12 protein-coding genes and 6 pseudogenes are annotated in these 18895 nt (G+C 70.7%); 4 read left to right on the forward strand and 14 right to left on the reverse strand.

What is annotated here, in order from left to right:
- Window positions 1–15 precede the first annotated feature (15 nt).
- The 11 genes and pseudogenes from OV079_RS58945 to OV079_RS32470 all read right to left on the reverse strand — a co-directional run bounded on the left by OV079_RS58945 (window position 16) and on the right by OV079_RS32470 (window position 12939).
- Window positions 16–1062, reverse strand: a complete 1047-nt coding sequence (locus tag OV079_RS58945) for a GntG family PLP-dependent aldolase (RefSeq protein ID WP_420829554.1) — start codon at window positions 1060–1062, stop codon at window positions 16–18.
- A gap of 264 nt (window positions 1063–1326) precedes the next feature.
- A pseudogene (locus OV079_RS56390) lies at window positions 1327–3873 on the reverse strand (lyase family protein); the annotation flags it as partial.
- Window positions 3768–4840 (reverse strand): annotated as a pseudogene (locus OV079_RS32435) (cysteine synthase family protein). The pseudogenes OV079_RS32435 and OV079_RS56390, both read right to left, overlap by 106 nt.
- Entirely contained in the window at window positions 4837–5535 is a 699-nt protein-coding gene (locus OV079_RS32440) for a hypothetical protein (protein WP_267773051.1), read from the reverse strand. Before OV079_RS32440 ends, OV079_RS32435 begins: the two are co-directional and overlap by 4 nt.
- Window positions 5522–6451 carry a GHMP family kinase ATP-binding protein gene (locus tag OV079_RS32445; protein WP_267773052.1) on the reverse strand — a complete coding sequence of 310 codons (930 nt, stop codon included), beginning with the start codon at window positions 6449–6451 and terminating at the stop codon, window positions 5522–5524. The genes OV079_RS32440 and OV079_RS32445 overlap by 14 nt, the downstream gene beginning before the upstream one ends.
- A 54-nt stretch (window positions 6452–6505) precedes the next feature.
- Window positions 6506–7930, reverse strand: a complete 1425-nt coding sequence (gene argH / locus OV079_RS58950) for an argininosuccinate lyase (protein ID WP_420829555.1) — start codon at window positions 7928–7930, stop codon at window positions 6506–6508.
- A 15-nt stretch (window positions 7931–7945) separates the two neighbouring features.
- Window positions 7946–9133, reverse strand: a pseudogene (locus tag OV079_RS58955) (argininosuccinate synthase); the annotation flags it as partial.
- A 5-nt stretch (window positions 9134–9138) separates the two neighbouring features.
- A complete protein-coding gene (locus OV079_RS32455; RefSeq protein WP_267773056.1) occupies window positions 9139–9966 on the reverse strand; it encodes a formyltransferase family protein in 828 nt (275 codons plus the stop codon).
- Between the two features lie 21 nt (window positions 9967–9987).
- Entirely contained in the window at window positions 9988–11055 is a 1068-nt protein-coding gene (locus OV079_RS32460; RefSeq protein ID WP_267773057.1) for a methyltransferase domain-containing protein, read from the reverse strand.
- The gene (locus OV079_RS32465; RefSeq protein ID WP_267773058.1) at window positions 11052–12014 is read right to left on the reverse strand and encodes a pyridoxal phosphate-dependent aminotransferase; all 963 of its coding nucleotides are present in this window, start codon (window positions 12012–12014) and stop codon (window positions 11052–11054) included. The genes OV079_RS32460 and OV079_RS32465 overlap by 4 nt, the downstream gene beginning before the upstream one ends.
- Before the next feature lie 20 nt (window positions 12015–12034).
- Window positions 12035–12939: pseudogene (locus OV079_RS32470) on the reverse strand (cupin-like domain-containing protein).
- A 779-nt stretch (window positions 12940–13718) separates the two neighbouring features.
- Between OV079_RS32470 and OV079_RS32475 the strand changes: the two are divergent.
- The gene (locus OV079_RS32475; protein WP_267773062.1) at window positions 13719–14204 is read left to right on the forward strand and encodes an OmpA family protein; all 486 of its coding nucleotides are present in this window, start codon (window positions 13719–13721) and stop codon (window positions 14202–14204) included.
- 60 nt (window positions 14205–14264) lie between these two features.
- Here OV079_RS32475 and OV079_RS32480 read toward each other — a convergent pair whose 3' ends face one another.
- Together OV079_RS32480 and OV079_RS32485 are read right to left on the reverse strand one after the other, a co-directional pair.
- Complete coding sequence (locus OV079_RS32480; protein ID WP_267773063.1) at window positions 14265–15134, reverse strand: hypothetical protein; 870 nt, start codon at window positions 15132–15134, stop codon at window positions 14265–14267.
- On the reverse strand, window positions 15131–15493 hold the full coding sequence (locus OV079_RS32485; RefSeq protein ID WP_267773064.1) for a hypothetical protein: 363 nt from the start codon (window positions 15491–15493) through the stop codon (window positions 15131–15133). The genes OV079_RS32480 and OV079_RS32485 overlap by 4 nt, the downstream gene beginning before the upstream one ends.
- A 151-nt stretch (window positions 15494–15644) precedes the next feature.
- Between OV079_RS32485 and OV079_RS32490 the strand changes: the two genes are divergently transcribed.
- The 3 genes and pseudogenes from OV079_RS32490 to OV079_RS58960 all read left to right on the forward strand — a co-directional run.
- The gene (locus OV079_RS32490) at window positions 15645–16001 is read left to right on the forward strand and encodes a hypothetical protein (protein ID WP_267773065.1); all 357 of its coding nucleotides are present in this window, start codon (window positions 15645–15647) and stop codon (window positions 15999–16001) included.
- Window positions 16002–16057: 56 nt separating this feature from the next.
- Window positions 16058–16912 (forward strand): annotated as a pseudogene (locus OV079_RS32495) (DUF4198 domain-containing protein); the annotation flags it as partial.
- A 29-nt stretch (window positions 16913–16941) separates the two neighbouring features.
- A pseudogene (locus tag OV079_RS58960) lies at window positions 16942–17157 on the forward strand (DUF4198 domain-containing protein); the annotation flags it as partial.
- Window positions 17158–17215: 58 nt separating this feature from the next.
- Here the strand turns inward: OV079_RS58960 and OV079_RS32500 are convergent.
- Window positions 17216–18880, reverse strand: coding sequence for a hypothetical protein (locus OV079_RS32500; RefSeq protein ID WP_267773068.1), 1665 nt, complete (start codon window positions 18878–18880; stop codon window positions 17216–17218).
- Window positions 18881–18895: the final 15 nt, after the last annotated feature.

An 18895-nucleotide genomic window follows, 5' to 3' on the forward strand; every position in this document is an offset into this window, starting at 1 on the left:
CTCCTCGGCGCAGCGCTAGCGGCGGGCTCCGGTCGACACGATCGATCGGACCGCGGCGGCCGCGGCCTCGATGTCCTCGTCGCCGATCATGTAGTGGACGACGGCCCGGACCACGCCGTCGCGCAGCGTCCCCATGCGCACGCCGCGGCGCGACAGCAGCGCCAGGAAGTCCGAGGTCGACAGGTCGTCGCGCTCGACGCGAAAGAAGATCATGTTGGTCTCGACCACCCGCGACGTGAGGCGAACGCCGGGGACCTCGCGCAGCAACTCCGCCAGTCGGGCCGCGCGGCGATGGTCCTCCGCCAGCCGGTCGACCATCGTCGACAGCGCGACGATTCCCGCGCTCGCCATGATGCCCCCCTGACGCAGGCCGCCGCCGAGCAACTTGCGGTAGCGCTTGACCCGATCGATGAAGGTTCGCCGGCCGCACACCATCGAGCCGAACGGCGCCGCCAGCCCCTTCGACAGGCAGAACTGCACCGAGTCCGCGTCGCGGGCCAGCTCGGCCGCGCTTCGTCCCGTCGCCACCGCGGCGTTGAACAGGCGCGCGCCGTCGAGGTGAATCGGCAGGCCGTGCTCGTCGGCCAGCGACCTGACCTTTCGGACATACTCCGACGGCAGCACGCGCCCGCCCATCTGGCAGTGCGGGTTCTCGAGCACGAGCACCCCCGCCGGCGCGCACTGATGGTCCAAGCGGTCGCGGATCGCCGCCCGCAGATCGGTCAGCGCCAGGGTCCCGTCGCTCTGCGTGGCGACGGGGTGCAGCACCAGGCCGCCGACGACCGAGACGCTGCCGGCCTCGAAGTCGTAGAGATCGGTGCGGTCGCCGAGGATGACCTCGTGGCCGCGCGGGCAATGAGCGAGCAGCGCGGTCAGGTTGCCCTGCGTCCCGCTGCACACCAGCGCCGCGTCCTCCTTGCCGAGCATCTCCGCCGCCAGCGCCTCGAGCCGCGTCACCGTCGGGTCCTCGCCGTAACAGGCGTCGCCGACCTCGGCGTCGAACATCGCCTGGCGCATCGCCGCGGTCGGCTGGGTCACCGTGTCGCTGAGCATGTCAATCATCGGATCCTCCCGCGTCAGTACCTCGCGCGATCGAGGCCTGGACCGCCGCGCTGCGCCGGCGCTCCGCGGCGCTCCAGATCGCGCTCCGCCGGTGAAACTCGTCGGCGCCCCGCCGCAGCTCGGCAAGAGCCTCACCGAGCTGCTCGCCGACCACCCCCGGCCCGCCGCCGTGACGCAGCGCCCGGGCCGCGGCGCCGACGTCGTCGCATGTCTCTGGGTCAGCCCCGCCAGCGCCGCCAGCGGGTCGCCGCCGACGTCGAGCGCGCCGGCGATGCGCGAGCCGACCGCGCGGTGCGCCTCGTGAAACGTCATCGTCCCCGCGCGCACCAGCGCGTTGGCGACCTGCGTCGCGACCACCACGCCGCGCCGCGCCAGCGCCTCGCCGCGACCCGGGCGCGGTGTCAGACCCTCGATCATCAGGCGCAGCAGATCGCAGCTGTCGGCCAGCGCCGTCGCCGACGCGCCGCACTGCGAAACGCCCTCGGTGCCGACCTCGATCGCGTTGCTGAAGGGCGTCTTCTGCATCGCGTGCAGCGCGAAGCCCAGCGCGCTCGGCAGCGCCACCAGCTTGCCCTTGACGATCTCGAGCAAGTACGGGTTCTTCTTCTGCGGCATCAGCGACGAGCCGCCGGCCAGCTCGTCCGGCAGCGTGAACAGGCCGACGTCGGCCATGGTCCACAGCTGCAGGTCCTGGGCGAGGCGGCTGAGGTTCGTGCTGCACACCGCCCAGGCGCCGAGCAAGCGCAGGGCGAGGTCGCGGCTGGCGACCGCATCGAGCGCGCTGCGCTGACTGGTCGAGAAGCCGAGCAGCTCCGCAGTGACCTGCGGGCGGATCGGGAAGTCGGTCCCCGCGCCGGCGCCTGCTCCGAGCGGGCACACCTGCAGATCGTCGACGAGCTGCGCGAGCGCCTGCTGGTCACGCGCCAGCGCGGCGTCGATCGACCACAAGTAATACGCGAGCACCCCGGGCTGGCCTGGCTGGAATTGGCTGTACACCGGCAGCACGACGTCGAGCGTGTCCGCGGCCTTGGCCAGGAGCGCGGCCCGCAGGCGCCACAGCGCGCGGAAGGTGTGCGTCAACCACTCGCGCGCCTCGAGCTTGAACAGGCACGCGTGGATGTCGTTGCGCGAGCGCGCGGTGTGGACGGCGCCGGCGACCTGCGGCCCGAGCCGGGCGATCAGCGCCTGCTCGTACAGCGAATAGATGCCGCGCGGCGCCTGCCTGTCGACGAGCTCCGCGAAGCGAGCGGCCCGCATCGCCGCGATCTCCGTCAGCACCGGCGCGACCGCGGCCGCGTCGAGGATGCCCGCCTCGACCAGCATGAGCAGGTGCGCCTCGTCGATGGCCGCGAGGCGCTCGAGCTCGGCGCTCCGCTCGCTCGGCGTCGGCAGCTTGCGGACGATCTCGAGCGCCTCGGGCATGAGGATCTTGCGGATGCGACCTTCATCGCCCGCTCGCGGTTCGCTCAGCTGCACGACCTCGTGCGCGAGCATCGACCGCAGCGCCTGTTCCAGCACCTCCGGGCGCTCGCTGGCGGCGATGACGTAGGCGATGCGATCGCGGAAGTCGCCCTGCGGCTCGACGTGCGTCCCGACCGGCTTGAGCGCCCCGAACACCGCCTCCACGTCGTCGGTCCGCGGCTCGCCCACCGGCGAATGCAGCGCCTCGACCACGCCCGCTCGCTCGGCGGCGAAGAAGCGGATCGCCGCGCAGCGCTCGCGCACGGGAGTCAGCTCGACCTCGCGGCCGGCGAAGAAGTCGACGACCGCGCCCAGGAGGTCGACGCCGATCGCCATCTCGACGACCTTCGGGATCATCCCGCCGGCGAGGCGTGGGTTGATCTCGATGATCGCGGGCCGGCCGTCGCTGCCCAGGCGGCACTCGACGTGCGACGGGCCCGCGCGATAGCCGACTGCGCGCAGCGCCTCCGTCACCAATGATTGTAGCGCGCGCCCGGTCGCCGGACCGACGCGCGCGGGGAAGTCGTGGCCCATCTCGACGAAGAACGGCGCCGCCCCGAGGTGCTTCTTGGTGATGCCGACGACGTGGTCGCGACCGCCTGTGCTGAACACCTCGACGGAGAATTCTTCGCCGGGGAGGAACGCCTGAATCAGAATGTCCGGCGGCGCCGCGATGCCGCGTTCGTTGCGCGGCTCGCTCAGCATCTTCCGGCCCACTTGCAGCAGCTCGGCCGCGGTGGCCACGAGGCGCACGCCGACGCTGCCGGAGCCGAAGCAAGGCTTGACCACCACCGGGAACTTCAACTTCGGCGCCAGCTGCTCGAGCAGCGCCGGCGCGTCGACCTGGAACGTCTCGGGCGCGTTCACGCCGGCCCGCGCGAGCGCGCGCGCGAGCCGGCCCTTGTCACGACAGTTGCGCACCCCCTCGACGTCCGGCCCCGGGAGCGCCAGGCGAGCGGCGACCTGCGCCGCGGTCTCGATGAAGTACTCCGACGTCGACATCACCCCGACGACGTCGCCCTCCTGCGCGAGCAGGCGGCAGATCGCCGCGACGTCGCCGGTGTCGATCACGTGCGGCGCCACCATCTCCGCCGACAAATAGGCGTACAGCTCCGGACGCGCGGTCAGGAACAGCACGCGAAAGCCCCGCTCGCGCGCGCGTCGCAGGCACAGCTGGCCCGTGCCTGTCGTGTTGCTCTCGATGAAAACGAAGCTCCCGTTCCCATCGCGCGAACGCGTCGCGCTCACCACGAGGGCCTCCGACTGAGCTGCTCCATCACCGGGACCACGAGGTGGGGCTGGCCGGTCACCTCCGCCAGAGTCCGCCGATCCCACTCGATGTACGCCCACGGCCCGCTCGCCTGCGACGGGTGCGTCACCCGCGTCGGCGCCTCGGTCGGCACGACGCGGTCGAACTCGTTGGCGACCAGCCACTGGCGATTGAACACGGTGTCCATGTAGCGATAGCCCTCGTCCGGCGCGAGGAACACCACGGTCTTCCCGGGCGCGTGCAGCCACCGCGCCACCTGGTACGCCGCCCCCGAGGTCGGGCCGCAGAACAGGCCGAACTCGCTGTGGAGCCGGCGCGTCCACGCGAACGCGTCGCCGGCCGAGACCCAGTGGACCTCGTCGAAGCACGAGTGGTCGAGGTTGCCCGGGTGGATCGAATTCCCAGCCCGCGCAGCTTGCGTTTGCCCACCGGCAGGCCGAACAGCACGCTGCCGAAGGTGTCGACCCCGACCAGCTTGATCGACGGATCGATCTCCCGCAGCGTCTTGATCGTCCCGCACGACGACCCGCCCGAGCCGACCGTCGCCACCACCACGATGTCGGTGCCGAGCGCGTTCAGCAGCTGCTCGGCGAACTCGCGGTAGGCCCGTTGATTGTCGAGGTTGTCGTACTGCCGCGTCCAGAACGCGCGCGGGTTGTCGCGGATGAGCTCCTGCAGCGCCTCGAGGCGCATGACCTGGATGTTGTTGTCGGTGCCGAGCCCCGAGCCGACGATCTGCACCTCGCCGCCGAGGTGTCGCAGCAGCTCCTCGAGGCGGTCGTCGATCGCCGCGTCGCTGACGATGTGGAACGGGATCCCCTTCTCCGCGCAGACGATCCCGATCCCCAGCGCGAACGTCCCGCTCGAGCTCTCCACGATCGGCACGTCGCGGTGGATCTCCCCGCGCGCGATCCCGCGTTCGATGATGTATTTGGCCGGCAGGATCTTCATCAGGCGAAACGCCGCCACCACCAGGTTCGGGCCCAGGCCGATGAGCGACGGGTCGCACAGCGAGCTCGACCGGTTGTCAAAGATCTTGGCGTTCATGGGTGGACCCTCCGCGAACGGTCGCGCCGGCGGATCTCGGCGAGGAAGGCGTCGGCCCTCGGGCTCAGCCCCGCGCACTTGCGGGTCACCTCGCCCCATTCGGCCTCGGTGAACGGATCCGGCTCGCCGAGCAGCGCGCGCTGGTAGTCCCACTCGAGCGCGCGCTCGACGATCGTCGCCATCTCGGCGGCGAACTTGCTGCGATCGAGCGTGTGGCGCGGGAGCGACTGGAACGACGCGGCGTCGCGTTCGGGGCGCTCGCACACCTCGTCGAGGTGGAGCTGGCCATGGTCGCACTTGCGGATCCGCAGATCGTGGCGCCGTCCGCCCGGCGCCTGGATCGCCAGCGAATACAGCCCCGGCTCGACCCGCCCGCCCCCGCCGATCCGGGCCCCGGGCAGCCGGTAATAGCCGATCTCGTCCGGCGTGACGTGGACGACCTCGAGCTCCGAGTACTTGACCATCGAGCGGTGGCGGAAGCTCGACACCAGATATTCGCGCGCGCCGAGTCGATGCACCCAGTAGAGGATCACGGGGTGCAGGCGGACCACGCAGGCGAACGCCTCGAACAGCGCGGTCAGCTCGGCCGGCCCGAGCACGTCGAACGCGTCCTCGCGGTAGAACAGCCGGCGCAGGAGCGGACGCCGGCGCCGCTCGCTCGCGAACGGGGACGCGTGTGCCTCAGGTCCGGTCAAAGCTGCTCCAATCCAGAGTGCTCGGCGGCCGCATCGGCGCCTTGAGGGCCGTGTAGACCTCGACCTGTCCGTAGGGCCGCAATTCCGCCTGGGCCCGCTCGCAGCGCGCCGCGTGGTCGGCCTCGGTGCGGTCGTACAGGATCCCGAGGCACGTCCCGCTGTGCGTGGTGATGAGGCCCGCGCCGCCGGTCTGCTCGCACACCGCGTGCATCAGATCGAGGTACTTCTTGCGGTTGAACCGCTGATTGACGTACGCGCTGGTGGTCGACACCTCACCGACCGCGTGAAGATCTCCGCGCTGGAACCCGCGGCGAATTCGATCGAGCAGCTCGCGGAACCGCCGCTTCTCCTCGAGCGAATAGTGGGCCGCGCCGCGGCGGTGATACTCGAGCGTCTCGATCTGCCCGCCCTCGTCGAGCGACAGCACCTCGACCTGCGGCAGGAAGCCGAGCCGCTCGAGCAGCGCCCCCTTGACGTGGAAGTAGGCCACCGACTCCGAGAACATCACCCCGTCGGTCGGCTCGACCTCGCTGAGGCTGCGGCACAGCTCGTCGACCGGCAGCTCGAAGCCGAGGTGGGCCTCGATCGCCCGCGCGGTGGCGACGAGGTCGGCCGACGAGCTGCTGAGGCCCTTGCCGCACGGGATCTCGCTGGCCAAGAACAGCTGCCCGCCGCCGCTCTCGCCGTACTTGCGCAGCAGGCTCTGGGCCAGCCGCTGCGATTTGGTCTTCCACCGCGGGCACACCTCGAGCGTCTCGCTCTCGTCGGAGCGGTAGAAGTGGGCCACCGCGTGGCGCTCGATCGGCAGCGTGACGAGGAAGTCCTCGCCGTCGGGCAGAGCCCCCTGCAGCAGCTCCCCGAAGGAACCAAAGGAGACGCCGGAAGCTGCGGTTCCCTCGGGTAGCGACCAAGACACGTTCGGCTCCGATCGAATGGCAAGAGTGAATGGCAAGAGTGAATGGGCGCGCTCTCAACCCGCGTCGCGCCCCCGTCGTGACGCGTAGTCGTCGAGCAGCGCCCCGAGCTCCTGGAGCAGGGCCGGCAGGGCGACGTCGCCGCAGGAGCCGACGGAGTTCTTCTTCGCGGCGACCTCGCGGACGCTCATCGCCCGGATGTCTTCGTCGAACAGCGCACTCGCGTCGCGCAGGACCGCGAGCGGGAGCTCGGCCACGTCGACGCCGTCGGCCTCGGCCCGCTTGACCAGCCCGCCGACGACGCGGTGCGCGTCGCGGAACGGCAGGCCCTTCTTGACCAGGTAATTGGCGTACTCGGTGGCGAGGATGTGCCCGCTGCGGGTCGCCGCGACCATGCGCTCGGCCGACGGCGTCATCGTCTGGACCACGTCGCCGATGAGCGCCAGCGACGACATGCAGTTGTCGAGCGCGGAGAACCACGCCGTCTTGTCCTCCTGCAGGTCCTTGTTGTAGCCGAGCGGCAGCGCCTTGCAGATCACCAGCAGGCTCGTCGCGTTGCCGACGACGACGCCGGACTTGCCGCGCACGAGCTCGAGCACGTCCGGGTTCTTCTTCTGCGGCATGATCGAGCTGCCGGTGCACAGCGCGTCGTCGAGCGCGAGGAACCCGAACTCCTGGCTGCTGAAGGTGATGATCTCCTCGGACAGCCGCGACAGCGTGATCATCAGGATCGCCGCGTGATTGACGAACTCGAGCAGGTAGTCGCGGTTGGAGACGGCGTCGATGCTGCTGCGGGTCGGCCGCGAGAAGCCGAGCAGGCGGGCCGACAGCTCGCGGTCGATGCCGAGGCTCGTCCCCGTCGAGGCGCACCCGCCCAGCGGGCACTCGTCGGCCCGCCGCAGGGCGTCCTCGAAGCGGCTGCGGTCGCGCTCGAGCATGACGACGTAGGTCGCCAGCCAGTGCGCGTAATGGGTGAACTCAGCCCGCTGCAGGTGCGTGTACGACGGCATGATCAGGTCGGCGTGCCGCCGGCAATGGGCGTACAGCTCGACCTGGCAGGCGTGAATCGCGTCGATCAGCGCGCGCGTCGAGCGGCGGAAGTACAGCCGCTGCGCGGTGGCCTGCTGGTCGTTGCGGCTGCGCGCCGAGTGGGTCTTCTTGCCGAGCTGCCCGACCTTGTCGACGAGCAGCGCCTCGAGGTTCATGTGGATGTCCTCGAGCCGCGGCGCCAGCTTGATCGCGCCGGCGCGCCACTCCGCGAGGACCTCGTCGAGGGCCTGCTGCAGCGCCCGGTGCTCGTCGTCGCCCAGCAGGCCGACCGCGTTCAGCATGCTCACGTGGGCCCTGGTGCCCTCGACGTCGCACTCGAACAGCCGCTCCTCGATCGGCAGGCTGGTGTTGAACGCGGTCAGCCGCGCCGACATGCCGCGGGCGAAGCGGCCCGACCAGGGGTTGTCTTGCGAGCGGTCTGCCGGCTCCATCTCGACCTCACCCTTCCGCGTCGCCTCGAGGCGGACCCGCATGCTGATGGTGTTGAGGAACCCGGTGGCGTCCTCGCCGCGGATGTCCTCGCCGCGGTGCAGCGTCACCATGTCGCGCGAGTACAGCGAGCGCTCGGAGGCCACCCGCGTGGCCCGGTGCGAGCCCTTGTAGAGGTCGACCCACACGTCGCCGCTGACGAACCGCTGGCTGGCGTCGATGAGCGCCTGCATCACCCGCCGCTCCTCGCTGAACCACAGCCCGCGGTAGACCACGTCGCCGTAATCGTCGGTCAGCAGGTTGCGCAGGCGCTCGACGTCGCGGCCCAGGGTGACCTTCTCGAGGTGCTCGTGGCTGGTGTGGAGCAGGACGAGCGCGGGGTTCTCGAAGATGCCGCGGACCTTGAGCCCGTTGATGCGGTTCTCGACGATGTCCTGCAGGCCGACCCCGTTGCGCCCGCCGATCTCGTTGAGCCGGCGGACCAGCTCGACCGGGCCGAGCGCGTCGCCGTCGACCGCCACGGGCACGCCCTCGCGGTAGGTGACGCGGACCGTCTCGACGCGGTCGGGGGCCTCGGTCGGCGGGGTGATCCACGCCGCGTGCTCCCAGCGGAACGCGTTCTCGACGTGCTCGAGGTAGCCGCCCTCGGTGGTCCGATGGGCCAGGTTCTCGTCGTGGCTCAGCAGGTCGCCGGCGCTGTGCTCGAGCGGGACGCGGTGGCGCTCGCAGTACTCGAGCAGGTCCTCGCGCGACTTCAGCGACCACATCCGCCACGGCGCCACGGTCCGCAGCTCGGGCGCGAGCGACTGCGCGGCCAGCTCGAAGCGCACCTGGTCGTTGCCCTTCTGCGTGCAGCCGTGGGCGAGGACGTCGACGCCGTGGTCGCGCGCGTAGCCGACGAGGCCCTGCACGATCGCCGGCCGCGCCAGCGGCGTGCCCAGCAGGTAGGTCCGCTCGTAGCGCGCGTTGGCCTTGAGCGCCGGAAACACGAAGTCGCGGACGAAGGTCTCCTTGAGGTCGGCGAGCACGAACTGGTCGGCGCCGGCGGCCAGGGCCCGCTCGTGGATCCGCGCCCAGTCCTCTTTTTGCCCGAGGTCCGCGCAGTAGGCGGTGACCTTGCAATCGAAGTGGTGCTTGAGGAAGTGGAGCCCCGCCGAGGTGTCGAGCCCTCCGGAGTAGGCGAGGAGAATGTGCTTCGGCTTCATGTTCGTCACCTCGATGTCTTGGTCCTGAGAGGCTCCCGCGTGCCGGGGATGACCACGGCCTGCTCGCCGACCTCGTTGAGGCTCACGGCCACGCTGTAGCGCTTGCCGTCGAGCTCGATCGTGCAGCCGCCGCGCTCCCCGAAGGTGAACACGCGCAGCAGATCGACGAACTCGCGGGCCGTGTAGCGCTGCTCGGGGTCGAGCTCGCGGACCGCGTCGGCCTGCGCGATCTTCTTGAAGGTGCCTTTGTGCCGCTGCGGGAACACGTGGTACGACTGGTCCTCCAGCGACGGCCAGGTCGCCTGGAACAGCCGGATCGACTCCCGCACGTGCTTGTCGTAGATGACGACGCCGGTGTCGGCCTTGTCGACGCGCACGCGGCTCTGGCTGATGATAGGTCCGGCGTCGACCTCCGAGACCATGCGGTGGATGCTCACCCCCGCCGGCGTCCCGTCCAGCTCGGCCCAGGCGTAATAATAAAAGCCCTTGTTGTAGGGCAGGTAGCCGGGGTGGAGGTTGACCGAGTCGCGCCGGGCGACCTGCAGGAAGCGCGCGTCGAGGATGTAGTCGAAGTAGATCGAGACGACGAAGTCCGGCGCGAGCGGACGGATCTTCGCGTCGAACTCCGCCCGCGCGGTCTGGATGTCGATCATCTCGACGCCGTGCTCGCCGCACAGCGCCGCGATCTCTTCGGCGCACACCATGTTGTGCGCGGGGTGGACGACGACCGCCGGCACCCGCACCTTCTCGCGCCGCAACAAGTAGCGGAGCACCTCCAGCCCCGGCTCGTTGTCGATGCAGGGGAGCACGATGATCGGGGTCGCGTCTGGCATGATTTCGGCCATCCTTCCGGGCTACTCCGCGGCAGGCTTGAGGACGTAACAGATGCCGAACCCGGTCGGGTCCGCCTTGGCGCTCGTGACCTCGCGGATGACGATCTCGTAGCCGGACTCGGCGAAGATCTCGTCCCAGCGCTGCTTGGGCAGCAGCAGCTGATTCGTGAAGGGGTGGAGCAGGAAGTACGGGTTGTAGTAACCGAGCCCCACCGGCGACTGCATGGCCTCGCGGTTGTCGATGTCGTAATCGACCTCCATCACCATGAGGTAGCTGCGGGCGAACTTGGTCCGCATGCGCCGGAGATAGGCGACGAGCGCGTCGTGCCCGATCTGGGCGATGATCTCCTGCAGCACGAAGCCCATCAGGATGAAGTCGGGCTCCTCCTCGATCTCGTAGTCGAGGGCGTCGACGTTGACGAGCCGCACCTGCCCCTCGAGCCCGAATTCGGCGATCTTCTGCAGCCCCGCCTGGTAGGCGTCGCGGTCGGGTTCGATGCCGACGGCCCGGATGCCGCCGAGCTCGCGCGCCAAGGTGCACAGATACAGCGCGTTGCCGCAGCCGAAGTCGACGATGTTGGTGGCGTCGGGCTTGACGCGCCGGATAAAGTCCTTGGTGATGGGGATGGTGTCGTACTGGGAGATCTCGCAGCTCCCGGTGCCGACCCACTTGCCGTTGCGCGCGTAGGCCCCGGCCCCCTTTCGCAACATCGCGCCGACGTTGGCGAAGATGTTCTCGTAGCCGCCGACGAGGATCTTGAACCAACCCTCGTAGTGCTCGAAGCGCTCGCCGTACTCCGAGAGGCGAAAGCTCGGGGCGTCCGCGGGCCCGTCCTTGTTCAAGATGCCCTCGACGGCGAGGTACTCGAACACGGTGCGCAGGAGGTAGGCGTCGAAGCCGCGCCGGGCCGCGATCTCCTCCAAACTCCGCTGCTGCCGGAGGTCGTCGAACACGCCCTCCTGCATCATCTGCCAGATCACCTTGGCCCCGACGAAGCCGCGGATGTAATCGAGGGTCTTGCCGAGCCCCGGCTGGAACCAGGGGGCGTCGAGCAGCTCGGCGATCGTGGGGGAAGCACCTGAATTCATGACTCTCGCCCTCCCGCGTATTCGCTCATCGCCGCCAGCAATCGGTCGTTGTCGGCCGTCAGCCCGACGCTGATCCGGGCGTGGCCTGTGAGGCCGAAGCGCTCGGTGTCCGAGACGCGGATCCGTCGCTCGCGGAGGAAGGCGTCGATGGGCCTGTCGGGCCTGTTCTTCACCAGCACGAAGTTCCCGGCCGAGGGGTAGACGCGCAGCCCGAGGCGCGCGAGGCCCTCGCGGATGCGCTCGCGCTCGGCCACCGTCCGCTCGACGTGCCGCGCGCGCAGGCCGTCGTTGGCGAGCGCCGCCTCGAGCGCGTGCAGCTCGAGCGCGCCGACGTTGCAGTACCACTGCTTGCGCTTGACGGCGGCGATGACGTCGGCCTCGCCGAACACCGCCCCGAGCCGCGCGCCGGCGAGGCCGAACGACTTGGAGAACGAGCGGAACACGAACACGCCGCCGCCGAACTCGGGGCGTCCGGCGCTCTTGCCGGCGTAGTCGACGTAGGTCTCGTCGATGCAGACCTTGCCGGCCCGCGCGCGGATCGTCGCCAGCTCGTCGGGCGACAGCGGCCGCCCGGTCGGATTCGAGGGATCGGCGAGGAAGACGAAGTCGTCCGCGGTCAGCCGCTCGAGGTCGGCCGGGTGCAGCGCGAATTCATCGGTGAGGCGGATCTCGAGGTGGCGATAGCCGAGGATCCGGATCCGTCCGATATACCCGTTGAAACCCGGCCAGGCGGTGGCGTAGCGCATGGCCGGGAATTCGTGGCTCAGCCGGTCGAAGGCCTCGTCGATCCCCCGCACCAGCGCCATGTTCGCCGGCGAGCACTCGTAATAGCGCGCCAGCGCGGCGAGGACGCGCGCCTCGGAGTCGAACGGGTAGCGGTTGACGAGCTCGGCCCCCGCCTGAATACCCGCCAGGATCGGCTGGGCCACCGGCTCGGGGTTCTCGTTGAACGCCAACATCAGAGGTCGTGGATCTGCGCTCATGTTCGGCCGTCGGCGTTTCGCGGCGGAGCGTTGACCCCGGCGCGCTCGTTGACGTGATCCCAGCGCCGCCCGTCGCGCAGGCGGCTCCACGTGTCGCTCACGTACTCCGGCAGCAGCTTGAACAGCTGGCCGTAGGTGATGAAGAACGACGAGATCGAGATCGAGATGTCCAGCGACCGCACCGCGTGCCCCCAATTGCGCGGGATGTGCAGCATCTCGCCGGGCCCTATCACCGTGCGGTACGGCGTACAATCGCGGTAGTTCGGCCAGGCGTCCAGATCGGGGGCCTCGACGTCGACCGGGCTGAACGAGGGCCGCTCGAACTGGCCGATGTAGAGGTTCTTCCGCGCCTGCTCCGGCGGGAACAGGTACACCAGCTTGCGTCCCACCAGCTGGATCAGGAAGTTCGGCATCGGGTCCTGGTGGAGCGGCGTCATCGTCCCCCTGGGCCCGATCCACAGGTACGAGTCCATGTGGGCGCCGGGGATGTACTTGATGCAACGCCGGAGGTACGGGTTCTCGTGGATGTCGGCGCGCAGCCCCTTGAAGCACCGACGAAACGGGTGCTGGGCCATGTAGTACATGTGATCGGGCTGCTCCTTGAGGATCCGGATCAGCTCGCCGACCTTCATGTCCTGGATTTGAGGTACTTGACGTAGTCCTGGGGGCTGTTCTTGCCCTCGCCCCGCTCCCCCGGCTCGAAGCGCTCGATGCCCACGGTCTCGTGCCCGAAGTTCTTCGCGAAGAAATCGAGCGTCCACTTGTTGTGCTTGAAGGCGGGCCAATCGTCGATGGCCCCGGAGATCTTCACGGGCACCTGCGGCCGGAGGAACCGGGCGCGAAAATCCGCCAAGCTCGGCCGTTGCAGCGCCTCGATCTCGAGATACTCATTGTAGGGCATGGAATCCTCCCCGAGGCGATTGCGCGGACGCGACGCGCCCGCCCCCTCGCCGCCACCCGCGACGCCGGCCCCACGGCGCGCCGTCCTTCATCGCCGATCACGACAAAGAACGGATCCGCACCTGACCGATTTGACGTACTGCGTTCCACCAGACACGCTCGAAAATGCGGCCAGCCGAATCGCCCGACCCAATGGAGGCCGGAGGCGCGGCAGGACCGACGATGACGACGACGCCCCGGGAGGGCGTGTGTCGTTCACGGTGCCGTGATACACGTCTAAAATGTGCGAAGCAAGTGCAAACGCGCCCGAATGGCGATTACCGCCCCCAATCATGCGTGAGGTTACACAGCACGCTTAATCGCTGTTATTCGCGCATTGCGTGCTCTCGACTCTCCTTAATTTAAGCACTCGAGGCCGAATGGCCTCATTGTCCGTATTTGCGCCGCGCGATCGAATACCGGCGAACCAGCGAGAATCCGTCCGCTCGCTTCGCTGGTGCCGAGAGGCCACCATGCCGCGGACGGGCCCCAAGCGCGAATGCGCGGTCGCCGAATCTGACGTCGAGTTCATCGAGATCCCACGATTCGGCCGGGCGAATCGATCGATCGCCGCGCGCGAAGATTCGCATCGCCTCCGAATCGCAATATACATTCCGGAAATCGCCGTTCCACCGCGTCGGCGACGCCGGGCCGCGAGGGCCGCGGCGTGTCCTCCGCGCGGGGCGGAAGCGCCCGCCGCGCCCGGGTGCAGGCCCGGGCCGCGGTGATACCCTCCCGGCCATGCCTCGCGCCGCCCTCGCGCTGGTCCTGCTCCTCGCCGCCTGCAAGCACGGCGCCTCGTCGGCGTCCTCGCGCCCGCCGCCCGAGGTGCCGCCGGCCTTCTTCGCCGCCGGCTCGAACATCATCACCTTCGACGACCGGCCCATGGTCCAGCAGGCCGCGGAGGAGCTGACGAAGAACCCCGAGATCCACGTGCTGCTGATCGGCCGCACCGATTCGCGCGGCAAGGCCGAGCAGAACATGGAACTCGGCCTGCAGCGCGCCCGCGAGATGCGCGAGGCGATCCTCCTCAAGGGGGAGGGCAAGATCGACCCGACCCGCGTCCACATCGGCTCGCGCGGCCAGGCCGACCCGACCGGCGACAACAACACCGAAGAGGGCCGCGCCGCCAACCGCCGGGTCGAGTTCTACTTCTATTATCCGGACGGCACCCCGCTGACGCCGCGCTTCACCGCGCCGATCGTCATCGAGGGCGAGGAGCCCTGAAGCTGGCTCTCAGGGCAGGCTGTTTACAGCATGCCCTGACGTCACGGCAGCCTCGCCGGTCTAGAAGAACACCTGCAGGCCGAGGCTCCAGCCGATCGTGTAGTCGCGGAGCCGCGTGAACGGCACCTGGACCGAGCCGACCAGCGAGCCGCGGCGGTGGAAGTTGTAGGAGACCGCCATCAGGCCGGTGCCGCGGGCCGTGCCGAGGTCGCGGTACAGCTCCCCCGCGCGGTTGCCCGGGCAGAACTCGCGCCCGCCTTCGGGCAGGGCGCAGAAGGCCGCGAGGCGGGTGTCGAGCAGCAGGCCGACGCCGAGGTTGACCTTGCCGTTGGCCAGCCGGGCGCCGACCTGGCCGCTGGCGCCGAAGTCGACCGCCACCCCGGCGCGGCGGACGTCGACCGTGGAGATCGCCAGCACCTGCCAGTACCAGGTCATGTACGTGCGCGTGAACACCACGTAGGGCGCGACCGCGACGATCGGCCCCGGGTCGACGGTGAACCGCACCGTCCGCGTCGGCAACGAGGCGTTGAGCCCGGCCGTCAGCACGCGGTGGATCAGCTTGCTCGCGTGCGGCGTGACGCGCACCTGCACGCGCGTGTCGCCGTAGCCGACCCGCGTCTCGCCCTGGGTGTCGGCCGCGCGGAACATCAGCAGCGGCGCCTGCAGGGCGAACGACAGCCACGGCCGCGGCGCGTACTCGCCGACCAGCGACAGCGAGTCCATCGTGCCCGGGTTGAGGCCGAAGCCGGTGTAGACGAACTCGTTGATCAGCAGCAGCCGCGTGTTGGCCCGCCCGCCGGCGCCGTTGAGGCTGTTGATCGTGCGCACCCCCTCGGAGGCGCCGTGGCCCGGCACGTGGTGGGCGCGCGCGGCCGCGGGCGCCAGCGCCAGCGCGACGGCCAGCAGTCGCGCGGCACGAGGGCGGCTCACCGCGCCCCCTTGATCGCGTGACAGTCGACGCAGCCGCGGCGGTCCTTGGCCATCCAGTCGGCCACCAGCGGCGGGCGGATGACCTTGTTCATCTCGACCATGTGGTGCTCGAGCGTCGCCGGGTCCATGCCGCGCATCCGCTTGGCCATGTGCGACTCGAGCTCGTGGCACTTGAGGCAGGCGCCGCGGGTCGACTGCGACGTCATGGCCTGGTGGTGCTCCTCGCGGCGGATGTTCGGGGCGTAGGCGGTGATGCAGCCCGCGGTCGAGCCCGCCAGCGCCGCGGCCACCAGCAGGGCCGCGGCGACCCCGCCGAGCCCGATCGGGCCGGCTCCCCGCCATCGACTGCCGCGAGACATCACCCTCTCGCGTGTAGCCGATCCAGCGCCGCGTCGGGCCGGCAAGCGGCCCGCTGCGACATCGGGTCGCATCGCCGCGGTCCACGCCGCGTGCGACAGGCCGACGCATGTACACGGCCGCGACACCGCGCCTATGTTGGCGGTCCTCGTCATGACCCGCGCCGTCCGCTCGTCCTCCTTCGCCCTGCTCTCCGTCCTCCTCTCGGCCGCCGCCTGCACGACCGAGAGCAGCAAGATCGGCAGCCCCTGCGACAACGCCGAGCAGTGCGGCGGCGACCTGATCTGCGACTTCCACGACGGCAAGGGTACCTGCCAGGAGCCGCACGGCCACGGCACCGCCGGCGAGGAGACCGAGGCGCACGAGACCGACGACCACGCGACCGACGCGCACGAGACCGACGACCACGCGACCGAGAGCACCAGCCCCACCGAGGCGACCACCGAGCACGGCGAGACCGAGCACGACCACACCGGCACGACCGCCGACACGACCTCCTCGACCGGCTGAGCGCTCCTACAAGCATGTCCCACGGGACATGCCCTTCTCGACATGCCCTTTGTGACATGACCTCCGGAGCATGTCGCTGGCGAGACCCCCGGCCCGCGCCTCGGCCCGGGCGCCGAGCGTCCGCCCGCTCGCTTCATGGAAGTCACCCCGGAACCGCGGCAGCGACCCGGGGCCGCTCGAGTCGAGCAGCGGCGCTGCACCGGCACCGCCGCACGCACGGCGTCCTCTCGGCGCCCCCGCGCGTCACGTCCGTCCTCCCGCCCGCGTGGCGCCGCCCCGCCTCTCGCCCTCGCGCTCGCGCGAAAATCGCGGCGGCCGGCCGGCGGGGGTATGCTGCGAGACCGTGCCGCCCGTCCGCGTCCTCGCCCTCGGCCTCCTGGCCGCGCTCTGCGTGGCCTTCCCGGCCCGCGCCCACGACTACTGGCTCGAGTTCTCGCCGCTGTCGCCGGCCGCAGGGCGCGCTCGCGCTCAGCCTGTGGGTCGGCGAGGACTTCGCGGCCGAGGCCCAGAAGGCGATGGAGCGCCGGCGCCTGGTCTCGCTGCGGCAGGTCACCGCCCTGGGCGAGCTCGACCTGCTGGCGCAGGCGCGCGACGGGACCACGCCGTTCCTCGACCTGCGGCTCGGCGGCGCCGGCGGCTACCTGTTCGGCCTCGAGCGCGAGGCGTCGCACATCGAGCTGAAGCCGCTCAAGTTCAACCGCTACCTCCGCCACGAGGGCCTGGACGGCGCCCTCGCCGAGCGCAAGCGGGCCGGCGAGCGCCGGCAGCCCGGGCGCGAGCGCTACACCCGCTACCTCAAGAGCTTCGTGCAGGTCGGCGACGCGATCGACGGCGTCTCGACCCGCGTCCTCGGCCACCGCCTCGAGCTCGTCCCCGACCGCGACCTCGCCGGCCTGCGCCCCGGCGACCGCCTCGGCGTCCAGCGCGCTTCGCCGGCGAGCCGCTGGCGGGCGCCAGGGTGGAAGCGTTCACCCGCGGCCGCGAAGGCCGGGTCGCCGCGCAGGCGGCCACCACCGACGCCGACGGCCGCGTCACGTTCACCGTCTCCGCCGCCGGGCCGTGGCTGCTGCGCGCGGTCCACATGCAGCGCTGCGCCGGCTGCAAGGACGCGGACTGGGACAGCTCGTGGAGCTCCTACGGCTTCGCGGTCCGTTGAGACATGTCCTGCGAGACATGTTCACAAGAACATGTCCCCGATCCCATGTCCCGAAGCGCTACCCGCCGGCTCGCCAGCCGCGGAGCAGCGGCGGGTGGCCGCAGGTGGCGCGCGAGCGGTAGCGCAGCTTGCCGGCCATCCCGGCGATGGCCGTCTTGTGCGCCTCGTAGTCGCCGGCCGCCAGCAGCAGGCCGACCTGGCGCTCGCCCTGCGAGCGCACCTCGCCGAGCAGCAGCGAGCCGAGCGGCCCGCTCAGGGCGGTCCGCAGCTCGGGCGTGCCGACCTCCGGGCTGTCCCCGGAGACAGTGTACAAATGGACATAAACCTGCGGACAGGTCGGATCGCCGGCCCGCGGGCTGCGGCGCGGCAGCAGGTCCTGCTGGGCCGCGTGGACCTGGCCGTCGTCGTACAGCGCCAGCGAGCCCGCCGCGGGGTTGCTGCGCAGGACCGCGTGGTGCGGCGAGGCTGTCCCGTCGGCCAGGAGCAGCCGCGCGCTGAGCCACAGCGACCCGGCGGCGTCGCGGCCGATCGCCCGCGGCGACGGCACCAGCCCGGCCACCGGCGCCGGCTCCGAGGCCCACGCGCCGGCCTGCGGGTCCCAGAACCATGACGCCGGCACCTGCACCGGCGGCAGCTCGACGCGCTCCCACACGTCCCAGTCGCCGCCGGCGTGGATCCGCCACAGACTGTCGGCGGGCCCGTCCTCGTCGACGACGGCCAGCAGCGCCGGCTCGGGGGTCTCGACCAGCGACACCACCGCGCCGCGGGCCGGCGGCGGGTCGAGCAGGCGCCACGAGGTGCCGTCGAAGCCGGCCACGTACGGCACCACCTCGTCGTCGATCTCGACCCCGTCGCCGATCAGCACCTGACCGCCGCTCTCCACCAGAGTCGCGACCTGCTTCGGCGCCCGCGACTCGAGCCCCGGCAGCGGCGCGAAGATCCCCTTCGTGTCGCTCGGGCCCCAGCGCAGCATCCCGGTCTGCAGCCCCGGCAGCCCCTCCGCGCCGGCCGAGGCGGCCGCGACCGACGCGAACAGCTCGCCGCTCGTCAGCCCCGCCAGCCGGGTCGGCCGCGGCGGCGACTGCAGGCCCGCGACCTCGAGCTGCGGCCGGGCCGGGCGCGCGCCGTCGTCGTCGAGCACCACCAGCGCGGCTTTACCGGCGCCGTCGCTGCGCAAGGCGATCGCATGGCCCTCGGGCCATGTCGCATAGTCCTGGTAGTAAGCCCCCGGAGCGTCGGGGTCGGGCTCGTGGGCGGCCCACGTATTCTCACGCCGGCGGTACACCCGGTGCGCGGGATCCTCCCCGCCGCGCGCGACCGTCAGCCACAAGTCGTCGTCGCGACCGCCGAGCGCGTGGACCCCCCAATCCGCGCCCGGCTCGGCCAGGTGCAGGCCGTTGAGCCAATCTGTCTCTTGAGTCATGTTACCGTCGGCCCCGGCGCGCGCCAGCATCACGCCGCCGGCCAGCACGACCTCGCCGTCGCCGAGGCGGTACAGCGCGATCGGGCCGCGGCGGGTGGCCACGGCCTGCAGATCGAGCTTGATGGTGCGCGCCGCGGCCGGGCTGTCGTCGACTGGTTCGGCGGGCTTGGCCGCGGTGTTCGGGTTCGCGGTCGGGACGGCGGCCTTGGCCGTCGCCGGCGCGTGGGTGTCACAGGCGCACAGGCCGACGGCGACGAGCAGGGCGGATCGCGCGAGGCGCGGGAGGGACTGGGCAGGCATCTTCGCTCTCGCCCA

Source organism: Nannocystis pusilla (assembly GCF_026626665.1).
In the GTDB taxonomy this organism is placed as follows: domain Bacteria; phylum Myxococcota_A; class Polyangia; order Nannocystales; family Nannocystaceae; genus Nannocystis; species Nannocystis pusilla.